Consider the following 13271-nt stretch of genomic DNA (forward strand, 5'->3'; position numbering starts at 1 on the left):
TTCGCTCTTTCGCACTTTCGCTCTTTAATTCATGCTAAAAGCCATTATTATCGACGACGAACCCAATGCCGTAGGGTTACTGGCGCTTCGTCTTTCGCAACATTGCCCACAGGTAGACGTAGTAGCCTCCTGCACCAATAGTCATAAAGGCATACAGGCCATTCTCGATTACCGACCCGATATCGTGTTTTTAGATATTGAAATGCCGCAGATGAACGGTTTTCAGCTTCTGGAAGCCGTTGGAGGTATATCGTTCTCGCTGGTGTTCGTAACGGCTTATGATAAGTTTGCGCTAAAAGCATTTCGCTACAGCGCTATCGATTATCTGCTCAAACCCATTGATACACAGGAGTTAATTCAAGCTGTTGCCCGGGTAGAAAAACAGCAAAAAACCGCGCCCGAACAGTTGGAAGCTCTAAAACAGCAATTCAATAATCCCGGAAAACCCTTTCCCGACCGCATTGCCCTCCCCTATCAGAACGGAGTTTCGTTTGTGAATTTGAAAGACATCCTGTATTGTGAGGCAGACGACAACTATACTAAGTTTTATTTAGTTGATGGGCAGCATCATCTGGTAACGAAACCCCTGCGCGAGATTCAGGATTTGCTGGAAGAGCGTGATTTCCTGCGGATACACCGGCAGTTTCTGATTAATCTGAGCCACATCAAAAAATTCGTCAAAGGCGAAGGCAGCTACGTTGTCATGTCGAACCAGCAAACCATTCCCGTGTCGCGCGCTCAGAAAGACCGGCTGATGGAAAGGTTTGGCTGGTTATGATACGTTCTGAGACAATTGATTGGCAATAAAATGCTACGTTCAGGGGCGCAGATCTTCTTCCTCATCTTCGGGGCCTGCGCCAGTCATACCTTCCGTAATGATTTTGTGGGTTGCTACGTTGGGCGTATCGTTCGTAAGGCCGGACGTACTGCCATCAAGCGCGTAGGCAATGGAATCAGCGAGTTTATCAGGCGGCAATTGTGCTACGTCGGGCTGGGCTAACGCGTCCGCCTGATCGGCTGGTTTCGGATACTGTTCGTCAGCTTGCTGATCAATCACTTCCTCGTCGGCATTAGGATCATTTTCCATTCCGGTCGGTACGTGGCTCGAATTAGTACCCGTCGGTTCGCTGGAATCAGGCATGAAGTATCGCATGGTTTTGATGAGTTGGCTTCACATCTATAACGTATGGACCGCGGGTGCTGTTCAAATACTTTACAAGCAAAGAGCCTACAGGCATAAAATCCTGTAGGCTCCACCAAGTTGATTGCAGACGTAGTAAATCTTACTCTTCGTCTAGTTTCCTGACCAGCATTTTGTCAATCCGGCTTTTGTCCATGTCCATAATCTCAAACTGGTATTTGTGCCAGACAAACGTTTCGCCCGCCTTCGGTATGTCCTTCAGAATGTAAAGGGCAAAGCCTCCCAACGTATCAAAACCTGTTAATTCACGGCGGGTTTGTGCATTGATGGATATGGAGAAATAGGAGAGAAAATCTTCGAAAGGCAATTGGGCATCAATCAGAAAACTACTGTCTTCGCGTTCACGGATTTCATAATCCGAATCGACATCATCATTAATATCGCCAACCAGTACGTCCAGAATATCGTTGAGCGTAATAACCCCTAACACTCCCCCGTATTCGTCGACGATGACGCCAACGTATTGCCGTCGTTCGCGAAAACGCTCCAGCACCTGATAGGCCCGGTTGTTTTCGGGAACAAATAAGGCATCACGTTTGATATCATTCAGGCGTATTAACTCTTCATCAAGGTCTTTCCCAAGAAAATCTTTCGAGTAAATCAGACCCACTACTTCATCGACGCCCCCATTACAAAGTGGATAAACCGAATGTCTGTATTCGAGGATTTTAGCCCTGTTTTCGGCAGGTTCATCCTCCAGATCAAGGTAAACGATCTCCTGGCGATTCGTCATGAGCGACGTAACTTTCCGGTCGCCAAGCTGAAAAACGTTCTGAACAATCTCCTGTTCAATCTCTTCTATTGCCCCACCCGACGTACCTTCCTGAATCAGGCTTTTGATTTCTTCTTCGGTTACAGCACTTTCATTGGGTTTTATATTGAGGATTTTCAGTAGCAAATCGCTCGATATAGTAAGTAGGGCTATGAAAGGTGATGTGAGTCTCGACAGCAGAATCATCGGACCCGCCATCGTCTTGGCGATCCCCTCAGGATTAGAGAGGCCGATACGTTTCGGCACCAGTTCACCCAGCACGAGCGATAAGTAAGTGAGTATCAGGAGAACCAGCACAACCGCAATAGAGTGTGCATAAGGCAGTAGAATTTCAATTTGCCCTACAAACGCCTGTACGTCGTCGGTCAGCTTATCGCCCGAGAAAATACCGAGCAAAATGCCAATCAACGTAATACCAATTTGTACGGTCGATAGGAATCGGTTGGGCGAGTTTGATAGATCGAGGGCTATCTGCGCCCGTCGGTCGCCGTTCTTAGCAGCTATCTCTAGCTTAGATTTACGGGATGATACGAGCGCGATTTCAGACATGGAAAATACGCCGTTCAGAATCGTCAGTAAGAGAATAATGAGGATCTCCACAAAGGAATAAGATTGGACTGTTGCAAAAATATAGAAACTGAACCTGTTTCCAACAGGTTAACCTGTTCGATAGACCCCTGGTTTTATTACATTTACAGCCTTAATCACGCAATGAGCTAATGATTGTCTTTATTAACGACCGCCCAATCCGGCTCGTTGGCCCTAAAGCGGCTGCCCAACTCACTGTCTCAACCGACTCTCCACCCCTCGAGGACTATGACCATATTGTAGACGCCCGACTGGAAACGCTACGTGAAGATGTCCTCCACGGACATTTACTGGTCCTGAATACGACCCCTGCTACGGTTACGAAACTGCTTTCGCTGTTACAGAAAGCCAATGCTAATAACCTGTTGTCAGTTACACTGGGTTGTCTGGACAAGGAAGCTTGCGAAGAAGCCATAAAAAAGCCGTTTAAGGTAATTAAAGCGGCTGGGGGAGTGGTTTTTAAAGGCAAAAAAATGCTTCTGATGTTCCGGCGGGGTGTCTGGGATTTACCCAAAGGCAAGCTGGATGACGGGGAGTCGTCGAAACGGGGAGCTGCCCGTGAAGTGACAGAAGAGACCGGCGTAAGGGCGGCCATTGGCGACCGCATCTGCACAACCTGGCACACCTATACGCAAAACGGTAACCGCATCCTGAAACGTACCAAATGGTACCGAATGACATTACTGGACGACAGTCGAATGACTCCGCAGATCGACGAAGATATTGAGAAACTTGCCTGGTTCGATCAGCGTGAAGCCAAACAGGCACTTACCAACTCCTTCAGTTCCATCCGCTACGTGATTGATTCTGTCAATAAGCTGGTCGATAAGTGGTAACAGCTACCGCTAAGGATTAACGCTTTCCTCAAACTTGTAAGGCAAAAATTCGTCAATCTTCTGACCGTAACGATGAAGGTCGCGGATGATGCTGGAGCTGATGGGAGCCAGGTGAGGGGACGTAATGAGAAACACGGTTTCAACATCTTCGTAAATGTACCGGTTCACCTGCGAGATGCCATTTTCATATTCAAAATCGGTGGTGTTGCGCAAACCACGTAGCAGAAATTTTGCGCCTACATCCCTCGCTACGTGTGCCGTCAGACCATCGTAGCTGATGACACGTACTGCCGGGTAATCCCGAAATGCGCCTTCTATCAACCGAATCATCTGGTCGAGGGGAAAGTAACGCGCCTTACTGGCGTTACGTCCTATCCCAATCACAATTTCGTCGAAAACTCGTAAACCACGGAGAACAATGTCTTCGTGCCCCTTTGTGAAAGGATCAAATGAGCCGGGAAACAGGGCAATACGTTTCATGGGAAAGAGAGGTATAGTAAAAGAGCGAGAGAGTGAACAAGCGAAAGAGCGAACCTGCCGGGTGGTATTCAACATCCGTTGCGGTACTCTTTCGCTCTTTCATTCTTTCGCTCTTTCGCCCATCAAACCAAGCCCATAGAGGCTTAGATAACGGTGGCTGGGTAAATCGCCGAACTCTGGCATTAGCGATAAACCCGGAGGAATTTGTCCAAAAGTCAAATTTGGAAGAAACTGACTCAATTCGGCATACGCTTCGGCGAAAGGAGTGATTTCGCCATAAAGTACTACGTTAACAGCGTCGGCAGTGAGACTGATTTCGTTAAATACGTAGAGAATGTAATAGGCCAAATCCTGCGAATTTTTATAACCAAAACGGTTACAATAATTCATCAGATTGTTCCGCCGAACGATAATCGTCACAAACTCATCCTCAAAGTATAAATAAACATTATCGGGTGTAAGGGCATATCGATTCAAATCGGCAGTTGCCTGGATGAGCGCACTGGTCTGATGCACAAAAGTTATGGGCTGAAGCGGATACATTTCCGAGAAATAATTCGCCAGCGGGTGTTCCATATTAAAGACTGAAAGGAATCCTTCGCCTTTATGTACGTATGCCTGTGCAAATTCGTGGGGGGGTAACGCCCCTCCGCGCATTAGTGCCAGATAACTACTCGCATATTCTTTCCGATAAAGCGTGGAAGGAACCAGCGTGAACGAAGGTGAATTCACCCCAATGCAAATCTCCTGCCACGGGCCAGCCGATAATACGTGGTGATCCTGAAATATATCGGGCAAAATGCCGGTAAGCGGGCGGTCAATTAGTAACGTAGGAAACGTATAGTCTTCCAGATACAAACCTTGCCCCCGCTTATTCTGCACCATCATTCGAAACCGGTCACGACCGACTTCTAAACACAACACGGACGTATCTGTTCGTCGTGGATCGAACGAGTCAGACGATATAATCACATTTGGCGCGAGGGTCACAGCAGTTTGCACAACTTTAGCGGATAAGAAAATAGTAGTTATAATGATGAATGGATAATATCCATTCAATTATCAGCTTGCACTAGTACTATTCATTTTTAAGTATTCAGTCAATATAAGCAGTTAACGCAGATACCCTCTCAGCCGAAATACATCGTCAAGCGAGTTACAATAGCGAAACAACGCATGCACTTCTTCCGGTGGGTAACTCTTTATCTCGTCGAAACTCATCAGCCGAACTTCCTCAATAATCTGATCGTCCAACTCCATTTCCGGGTCAATGCCCTGGCGGAGCGTACCACCTGTTACGTTAACCGTAAAAAACAATTCAATTGCGTGAAGGGGCGGCTGCATAAATTCGTTTACAAACAGCATTTCGCCAATGTCAACCTGCAAACCGGTTTCTTCGGCAAACTCACGAATCAATGCGTCGGGCGCTTTTTCATTAAACTGCGCTCCACCTCCTGGCGGACACCAGAACGTATCGGTTGGACCAATACCACGATGGCGAACCATCAGCAATCGATCTCCCTCCCGGTGTAACCCACACACCCGCAATCGCAGGCGATTACCATATAATTTCTGCACTTCCCGTCGTGGATTCGACTTGCGCGGAATTGCCTTACCGGGCGCTTCCATTCTAGGCGTCACTACCTCAGGCGCATCCACACCAGGCGCATCGAGTACTTTCGTCACAATTTTTTCAAGCTTTTTTGGGACGCAAATGTAGACAATTATGCTGTATGCCTATCAAGATGTGTGCCATACACACGCCAATCAATAAGGACTACCCGAAATATAACTCTCCAGTGAGTCGATACGGGTTTTCTGATCGCGAATGATAGCCGACACTACGTCGTTGATCGAAATAATTCCTAACAATTCCCCGGTTTCCATCACCGGCAGGTGACGGATGTGTTTGTCGGACATGATGTGCATACACTCCTCAAGGCTTTGTTCGGGAGCAATGGTAATAACGTTGGCCGTCATTACGTCGGCAATACGTGTATCATCGGAATGCCGATCTTTCAAGACAATCTTGCGGGCATAATCCCGCTCAGAAAAGATACCGGTCAGCATGCCTTTGTCGACAACCAGTACAGCACCGATGTTCTTATCGGCCATGACACGGAGGGCCTCCAGTACGGTCTGGTCCGACGATACCGAATAGAGGGCATTAATCTTTTTGCTCTGGAGAATCTGACGAATGTTCATAAGGGGTCGAAGGATTTTAGTGGAGGGTGAATATAGGAAAAAAGGAGCATGGGGCAAGGGGCATGGGGCATGGGGTAAAAAAAGTTTATTTCCTCGCCCATTTGCCTGTACTCCATGCCCTTCGCCCCTTGGCCCTTGCTCCTTTTTTTCGTATCTTTAAGCATATGAATGAAACGCAGACGGCCGCTCAGTTAATGGCCAAACGATTCCCATTTAAGCCCACTCCTGGTCAGGAGCAGTTCTTCGAACAAATAGGCGCGTTCATCACTCACGAAGAATTTGAGCACTACCGCGATTGCTTTCTGCTACGTGGTTATGCCGGTACGGGTAAGACCACACTGGTTGGTACGTTGATCAAAATACTGCCGCGATTTGGCTTTAAATCCGTGCTTCTGGCTCCCACTGGCCGGGCTGCGAAAGTCATGACCAGCTACGCGAAAAAGCCTGCCCAGACAATTCACCGAAAAATTTACCGTCAGATGGCCGACCCGGGCTCGGGCGTTCTGGCCTTTCAACGGCAGAAAAATTATCATGAAAATACGCTGTTCATTGTCGATGAAGCCTCGATGATTTCGGATGAAGCCGATTTTGGCGGGAAAGGGTTACTGACTGATTTAATTGATTTCGTCTTCGAAAATTCGGGTAACAAACTGATGCTGGTGGGCGATACGGCTCAATTGCCGCCTGTCGGTCGGGAGTTGAGCCCGGCACTGGACCGGGGCTTTCTGGCCAGTTCTTTCGACATGAAAGTTTACGAACAGGAACTAACCGAAGTGATGCGTCAGGATGAAGAATCGGGCATTTTATATAATGCAACCAACCTGCGAGTGCTGCTTGATTCCGACGTTTCACCCACACCTAAAGCGGTCGACTTTGACACGCTATTGACCAACAAATACACGCCTACGCCCACCGAAATACCAGACATTCGCCTGAACGTCCGCTCATTCACCGACATTTACAAAATGCCGCTGACAAAGCTGGAAGATGGCATTCGCTACGCCTACGATAAATACGGCCGGGAAAACACGGCTATCATTTGTCGGTCTAACAAAACGGCTGTTCAGTACAACCAGTTTGTCAGGCGGATGATTGACCAGTGTGAAGAAGAACTCGACGCGGGCGACATGCTCATGATTGCCCGGAACAACTACACCATACTCGACGAAGAATCGGCAGCGGGTTTTCTGGCGAATGGTGAATTTGTGGAAGTCCAGAAGATACGTAACAAGGAAGAAATGCACGGTTTTCGGTTCGCCACCGTTACGTTACGCTTGGTTGATTACGAGGATCAGCCCGATTTCGAAGCGAAAATTATCCTCGATACGTTGTATTCACCCAATCCATCGCTAAATTCTGAGCAATATAAGGGCCTGTATGAGAGCGTAATGAAGGATTATTTTTATATCAAGAGCAAGAAAGAACGTACCGAAGCCATCCGGCGAGACCCATATCTGAATGCTCTCCAGGTGAAATTTGCCTATGCGCTCACCTGTCATAAAGCGCAGGGTGGTCAGTGGAGCGCCGTATTTGTGGACCAGGGCTTTTTACCGGATGGGCAGGTGAACGATGAATTTGTCCGGTGGTTATATACGGCACTGACCCGCGCCACTGACGAAGCCTTTTTGATGAATTTTAATTCGCAGTTTTTTCAGTAAAACGTTAGTCGCAGAGAAACGCAGAGGAGGCACGGAGATGCACTGAGGAAATAAATTCTCAGTGCATCTCCGTGCCTCCTCTGCGTTTCTCTGCGACTTAACTTGTTAGGATTCAGTACTAAAAAATGGTGTGGATAGAAGCGGAATAATGTTCGTTCAACAGGACAATTTTAACCACGAACAGATATGAATAGAAAGTCGGGATAAACAAAGATCATATTTTTGGGAAAACTGGCTGCGTTACTGTTTTTCGTTTATCTTTCCGTTCTATTACGTTTTTTCTTCGGTTCAGTTTCATTCATTTACCGCTATTTTATCGGCATGGAAAAAGTGAGCAAATCCATTCCCGAAATAGAGATGCAAGCCCTTCGCGAGGGCATAAAAAGTAAATACAGCTTATATCAGCAAATAGACCGGGACCACTTCCCCGACTTTGAATACAACACCAATCGAGCAAACTACAAACCGCTTCGGGATTCTTTTGTAAAAGAGCTTTTTGGGGTACAAGGGCTGGATGCTACGTCAAGCGCAATTCATATTCCCAGTACGAATACCTTAGCCCTCCTCTTCACAGATGAGCACTACGTACCCGGCAAGAAATTGCTCGATACTTGCAAGTTGTATGCAACAGAAAGATCGATAAGCGAAGAGAATCATACACCCATATCCGTTACGGATCAGGTTGAGACAAAACCTGTATCGATATCTCCGAAGCTGATGGCCGGTGGATTCGCGGTTTTAACCGGTATGATTGTTCTCCTGTATATCGCCCGACAATTTACTACCCCCGTTCCCAGCAACTTAGTCATTATTCGCCCCCTTCCCCAAAGCCCTGTTCCGGTTGAGCTGGTTGTTAAAGGCACCGTATCAAATGCCGAATTGGTATGGCTTGCCGTTCGCTACGAAAAAGGGAAAGATTACTGGATACAACCACCTATCAAAGTTCAGCATGATGGGAATTGGGTTGGTGTAGCTTATGCAGGTAGCGAAAGTAGCGACCATGCTGGATTAACGTATCAAATACGGGCGTTCGTCAATCCCGTTCATGAATTGAAGAGTGGACAGATCTATTACGCCTGGCCTGAAGCGGAGCTTACCTCATCGATAGTAGAAGTAGTTCGCAAATAACAAATCGACCTGAGGTGGTGTTATTTTTAGGCTTATTCACACGGATATGGAAGATAAGGACAATCCTATCAATATAGATGAGGTAAAAAACTTGCGCGAAAGAATCAGAACCAAATACGATACGTATTACAAACGCGATAAAGTCCGATTTCCAACCATCGATTACAATACGAATCGGGGCAATTATGAACCGCTTCGGCAGTCCTTCGTTGAGGAGTTTTACGTAGTAAGAGGAATAGATCGGGTGGATAACAATCTTCATATTCCTAGTACAAACACGCTGGCTCTACTGTTCACAGATGATAATTATCTGCCCGGAAAGAAAATTCTAAATACCTGTCGCTCCTACGCCGAAGGAAAATCAACCGTAATTGCAGATACTAGAAATCAGCCTGATAGTCAGACCAAAACGTCGCCTGATACGGCGAATCGTAAACTATTTATGGCAGGTTTCATATTTCTGACTGGATTAGTTGTTTATGGAATCATTAAGTATTTATTTCCGTCGCGGGCGAGTGATTTAGTCATCCATACACCGCATAATGCAGAGACTGTACCTCGTATAGTAGCTATTGAAGGTAACGTATCGAATGCAGATTCAGTTTGGGTCGTTGTTCACCCGATTAGCTGGAACAGAAGTTATGAGCCTGATGGAGGCTGGAATAAGTATTTTATTCAGGCACCCGTTAAAGTTGAAAGCAACGGAACCTGGAAATGTGTTCTCTATATTGGCAGCACTAATGCAGGAGAAGCTGGCGTTAAGTGGCAGATTCGCGCCTTTGTCAACCCTGAACAGGATTATAAATCCTTGTACACGTCTTCAGATTTGTATCATCAGTGGCCAAAAGCCGAACTCTCAACCCAGGCCATTGAAGTAACTAGAGGTCCTAAAAACGAATAACGTAGCACTATGACAATTGAATGGTTTGTGAGTGCCTGTATCGGCGTCGGGTTAGCGGCCTGTTGTGGTTTTCGGGTATTCATTCCGCTGCTGATTGCCAGCTTAGCTACCAAATTAGGCGTAATTGGCACCGTATCGGGTTATGAATGGATTAGCGGCTGGCCTGTTTTACTAGGACTTTCCGTCGCGACAGTCTTTGAATTAGGAGCGTATTACATTCCCTGGCTCGACAACCTGCTGGATGCCATAGCTACACCAGCCTCCATCATTGCCGGTACGTTGCTTAGTACGTCGTTCCTGCACATCGATGACGACGTATTACGTTGGGGACTTGGCCTGATGCTGGGGGGAAGTTCGGCGGGAATTATTCAGGCGGGAACCAGTCTGCTACGTTTGGGATCGACGGCTACTACAGGTGGAACGGCCAATCCGATAATTGCCACAGGCGAGAACGTAGCATCCGTGGGGCTATCGCTGTTCACGATTTTTCTGCCGCTGATTGCCATTGTACTTATTTTCGTTGTATTGTTTTTCGTTCTGAGTCGACTGATCGCCAAACGAAAAATATGGTTTTCGCGACCATCCAAACAGGCAGGAGGCTCCATCACGCAGATACCACGTAGCAACAACGGTCGGTCCTAAAAAAGAGCGTTGGCCCAGGTTAACATCCCGAACCAACGCCCAATTTTCTACTTCAAATCGTCAATTACAACGTAGCAACCGTCCGGCGAACAAAGGCGGTCAAATCGGCGCCGGTGAGCATGTTTTGCGACAGAAGCGCTAAATCGTACACCTGTTTCACCAGTGATTTCTGCGTATCAGCATCAGTTTCGGTCAGAATTTTTGCCGTCAGCGGGTGATTGGCGTTAACCGCTACGTTGTAGGTAGCCGGGAAATTTCCGTAGAACGAAGATTCTCCTGACAAAGCCGACATATCTTTCATCCGACGCATAAACTCTGGCATCGTGATGGTCACTGGAAGTTCATCGGTAGGCATGGCTTCGACGCTGACGTTCAGCATTTTATTATCCAATACCTGATCGAAAACTTCCTTCAGTTTTTTCTGGTCATCTTCCGATAATACGCTCTCGTTATTCAGCCCTTTGTCAATAAGTTTATCCAACGTATCGGCATCAACGCGCACGAAATGAACCTTTTCCAGCTTCTGTTCCAGCGCGTTGATAAAGTGGGCATCGATGATATTGTCCATCTGCAATACGTCGTAACCGCGCCGACGAGCCGATTCAATATAAGCGTCCTGCTGTTTGCGGTCAGAAGTGTAAAGCAGCACTACCATGTCGTTTTTGTCGGTCTGGTTGGCCTGCACTTTCTCCTGATACTCGTCCAACGTAGCAAATTCACCTTCGGTGTTTTTCAGCAGCACGAAATTCCTGGCTTTTTCCCAGAATTTATCGTCGCTCAGAATTCCGTATTTGATAAACAGACCGATGTCATCGAATTTCTCTTCGAATGCTTTACGGTCGGCGTTGAACAGATCATTGAGTTTATCGGCGACTTTCCGGGTGATGTATCCGTTGATTTTCTTTACGTTAGCATCAGCCTGGAGGAAGCTCCGTGATACGTTCAGCGGAATGTCTGGCGAATCGATTACGCCATGTAGCATCATCAGGAAGTCGGGCACTACGTCCTTCACTTCGTCGGTAATGAACACCTGACGGCTATACAACTGGATTTTCTCGCGCTGGAATCTCAGTTCGTTTTTGATACGTGGGAAGTAGAGAATCCCGGTTAAGTTAAACGGATAATCGACGTTCAGATGAATCCAGAAAAGCGGTTCCTCGCTCATCGGGTACAGCTCACGATAGAAATTCTTATAATCTTCGTCAGTCAGTTCCGACGGCGCTTTTGTCCAGATGGGCGACGTATTGTTTACCGTTTTTCCGTCGAATTCAACGGGAACAGGCAGGAATCGGGCATATTTATCGAGAATGCTCTGTAAGCGACCTTTATTCAAAAACTCTTCTGAATCAGATGCGATGTGCAGAATTATGTCGGTGCCGCGCTCACTACGTTCAGCGGGTGAAATTTCGAATTCAGTCGAACCATCGCATGTCCAACGTACTGCCTCTGCCCCATCGCGATACGATTTCGAGACGATTTCGACCGTCGACGCCACCATAAACGCCGAATAGAATCCTAGGCCAAAATGACCGATAATCTGGCCTTTGTCATCAGTTTTGTCTTTGTATTTTTCGAGGAAATCAGACGCGCCGGAGAAAGCAATCTGGTTGATGTATTTTTTGATTTCCTCGGCGGTCATCCCGATACCATTGTCGCTAACGGTAATAGTTTTGGCTTCTTCATCCAGCGAAACCGTTACTTTCAGATCACCCAGTTCACCACCAAATTCGCCAAATGATGAAAGTTGACGCAGTTTTTGCGTAGCATCGACGGCGTTGGAGACTAGCTCGCGCAGGAAAATTTCATGGTCAGAATACAGAAATTTCTTAATGATCGGGAAGATATTCTCTGTGTGGATCGAAATCTGTCCCTTTTCGTTTTGTAGGGTTTCCATAGTTTACTATTAGATGGCTACTTGATTACATAAACGGCGCTCTTCAAATCTTGTTCCAGTACGTTCCTATCTGACAGATTGACAGTTTTCAATTTTTGGTAGCCTTACAACCCCCTGCCCGATTTTCTGGTCTATACAGAAAAGTTGAAGCCATGAAATCCGTTTTTCTCTGTCTGCTAGTCGTCCTGTTAAGTTGTCAGCGTACTCAAATAGACAGCCTCGTGCGTACTGAGGCCGCTTATATTTCCGATAGTTCACTCATTGCTGACGGTTGCGAAGACCATGTTCGCCTGGAAAAAACCGACTCAACCGGCAATGGTATTCCCTATAAACCGACGGACGCTACGTTGCCTATTTATCAGAAAGCGCTGGCAACCATTCCACCCAAACCAAACAGCAATGAACGTAATGTAACGGTTCGGTTCATTGAGACGGGAAAACAAGTCAAGTTACTGTGTGGCTGGGGTCATACGCCTAGTGTAGCCGAAATTGAGATTCTGGAAATCAAAGCGCGTTAATCGCTCTTCTGAACACGCACTGAAAATTGGTTGTTACGTTCGTGTATGACTTCGCCAACCTACACGGATATTTCCCTGCCGGAACTTGAAACGCTACGTCGTCAACCCAATACCGCCGTTGTCGATGTGCGGGACGAGTGGGAATTTGACGAATTTAATATTGGTGGACTGAATATTCCGCTGCCCGATATCCGCGCCCGCAAAGCCGAACTCCTCCCCTACGATACGTTACTGGTGATTTGCACGAATGGCGTACGTAGCAAAGTAGCCGCTAAAGATTTACTACGTCAACCGGAGTTTAAGGAAAAGACTATTTATCATCTTCACGGTGGAATTATTGAGGACGTATGAATTAGGATGATATCACAAGTCTTTGAGTTTTGACCCAACCAGGATCGAGAGAATTGTGAAAACGATACAAACGGTTGAATACATTTTGGCTTCATAC

15 protein-coding genes are annotated in these 13271 nt (G+C 46.8%); 8 read left to right on the forward strand and 7 right to left on the reverse strand.

Features of this window, described 5'->3' with window-relative positions; all coding sequences use genetic code 11:
• Positions 1 to 31: 31 nt before the first annotated feature.
• Positions 32 to 778: a LytR/AlgR family response regulator transcription factor gene (locus IC229_RS19075; RefSeq protein ID WP_190888606.1), complete on the forward strand. Its 747-nt coding sequence runs from the start codon at positions 32 to 34 to the stop codon at positions 776 to 778.
• A 39-nt stretch (positions 779 to 817) separates the two neighbouring features.
• Here the strand turns inward: IC229_RS19075 and IC229_RS19080 are convergent, their stop codons facing one another.
• Together IC229_RS19080 and IC229_RS19085 are read right to left on the reverse strand one after the other, a co-directional pair.
• Complete coding sequence (locus IC229_RS19080; RefSeq protein WP_190888607.1) at positions 818 to 1153, reverse strand: hypothetical protein; 336 nt, start codon at positions 1151 to 1153, stop codon at positions 818 to 820.
• Positions 1154 to 1283: 130 nt separating this feature from the next.
• Complete coding sequence (locus tag IC229_RS19085; RefSeq protein ID WP_190888608.1) at positions 1284 to 2573, reverse strand: hemolysin family protein; 1290 nt, start codon at positions 2571 to 2573, stop codon at positions 1284 to 1286.
• A gap of 119 nt (positions 2574 to 2692) precedes the next feature.
• Between IC229_RS19085 and IC229_RS19090 the strand changes: the two genes are divergently transcribed.
• Positions 2693 to 3397, forward strand: coding sequence for an NUDIX hydrolase (locus tag IC229_RS19090; protein ID WP_190888609.1), 705 nt, complete (start codon positions 2693 to 2695; stop codon positions 3395 to 3397).
• Positions 3398 to 3406: 9 nt separating this feature from the next.
• On the opposite strand, the gene coaD is transcribed toward IC229_RS19090, so the two are convergent.
• The 4 genes from coaD to IC229_RS19110 form a co-directional block, all read right to left on the reverse strand.
• A complete protein-coding gene (gene coaD, locus IC229_RS19095; protein ID WP_190888610.1) occupies positions 3407 to 3877 on the reverse strand; it encodes a pantetheine-phosphate adenylyltransferase in 471 nt (156 codons plus the stop codon).
• 99 nt (positions 3878 to 3976) lie between these two features.
• Positions 3977 to 4879, reverse strand: a complete 903-nt coding sequence (locus tag IC229_RS19100; RefSeq protein ID WP_317171601.1) for a DUF3822 family protein — start codon at positions 4877 to 4879, stop codon at positions 3977 to 3979.
• A 111-nt stretch (positions 4880 to 4990) separates the two neighbouring features.
• On the reverse strand, positions 4991 to 5506 hold the full coding sequence (locus tag IC229_RS19105) for an NUDIX domain-containing protein (protein ID WP_190888731.1): 516 nt from the start codon (positions 5504 to 5506) through the stop codon (positions 4991 to 4993).
• A 138-nt stretch (positions 5507 to 5644) separates the two neighbouring features.
• A complete protein-coding gene (locus tag IC229_RS19110; protein ID WP_190888611.1) occupies positions 5645 to 6082 on the reverse strand; it encodes a CBS domain-containing protein in 438 nt (145 codons plus the stop codon).
• A 164-nt stretch (positions 6083 to 6246) separates the two neighbouring features.
• On the opposite strand from IC229_RS19110, the gene IC229_RS19115 reads away from it, so the two are divergent.
• The 4 genes from IC229_RS19115 to IC229_RS19130 all read left to right on the forward strand — a co-directional run bounded on the left by IC229_RS19115 (position 6247) and on the right by IC229_RS19130 (position 10411).
• Complete coding sequence (locus IC229_RS19115; protein WP_190888612.1) at positions 6247 to 7740, forward strand: ATP-dependent DNA helicase; 1494 nt, start codon at positions 6247 to 6249, stop codon at positions 7738 to 7740.
• A gap of 321 nt (positions 7741 to 8061) precedes the next feature.
• Positions 8062 to 8868, forward strand: a complete 807-nt coding sequence (locus IC229_RS19120) for a hypothetical protein (protein WP_190888613.1) — start codon at positions 8062 to 8064, stop codon at positions 8866 to 8868.
• A gap of 46 nt (positions 8869 to 8914) precedes the next feature.
• Positions 8915 to 9769 (forward strand): hypothetical protein, encoded by an 855-nt coding sequence (locus tag IC229_RS19125; protein ID WP_190888614.1) that lies wholly within the window; start codon positions 8915 to 8917, stop codon positions 9767 to 9769.
• A gap of 9 nt (positions 9770 to 9778) precedes the next feature.
• Positions 9779 to 10411, forward strand: a complete 633-nt coding sequence (locus IC229_RS19130) for a DUF4126 domain-containing protein (protein ID WP_190888615.1) — start codon at positions 9779 to 9781, stop codon at positions 10409 to 10411.
• A 64-nt stretch (positions 10412 to 10475) separates the two neighbouring features.
• Here the strand turns inward: IC229_RS19130 and htpG are convergent, their stop codons facing one another.
• On the reverse strand, positions 10476 to 12305 hold the full coding sequence (htpG, locus tag IC229_RS19135; RefSeq protein WP_190888616.1) for a molecular chaperone HtpG: 1830 nt from the start codon (positions 12303 to 12305) through the stop codon (positions 10476 to 10478).
• Positions 12306 to 12526: 221 nt separating this feature from the next.
• Here htpG and IC229_RS19140 point away from each other — a divergent pair, with 221 nt between their 5' ends.
• Together IC229_RS19140 and IC229_RS19145 are read left to right on the forward strand one after the other, a co-directional pair.
• Positions 12527 to 12823, forward strand: coding sequence for a hypothetical protein (locus IC229_RS19140; RefSeq protein ID WP_190888617.1), 297 nt, complete (start codon positions 12527 to 12529; stop codon positions 12821 to 12823).
• 45 nt (positions 12824 to 12868) lie between these two features.
• Positions 12869 to 13174 (forward strand): rhodanese-like domain-containing protein, encoded by a 306-nt coding sequence (locus tag IC229_RS19145; RefSeq protein WP_190888618.1) that lies wholly within the window; start codon positions 12869 to 12871, stop codon positions 13172 to 13174.
• Positions 13175 to 13271 lie beyond the last annotated feature (97 nt).

The organism is Spirosoma profusum, assembly GCF_014699005.1.
GTDB lineage: Bacteria > Bacteroidota > Bacteroidia > Cytophagales > Spirosomataceae > Spirosoma > Spirosoma profusum.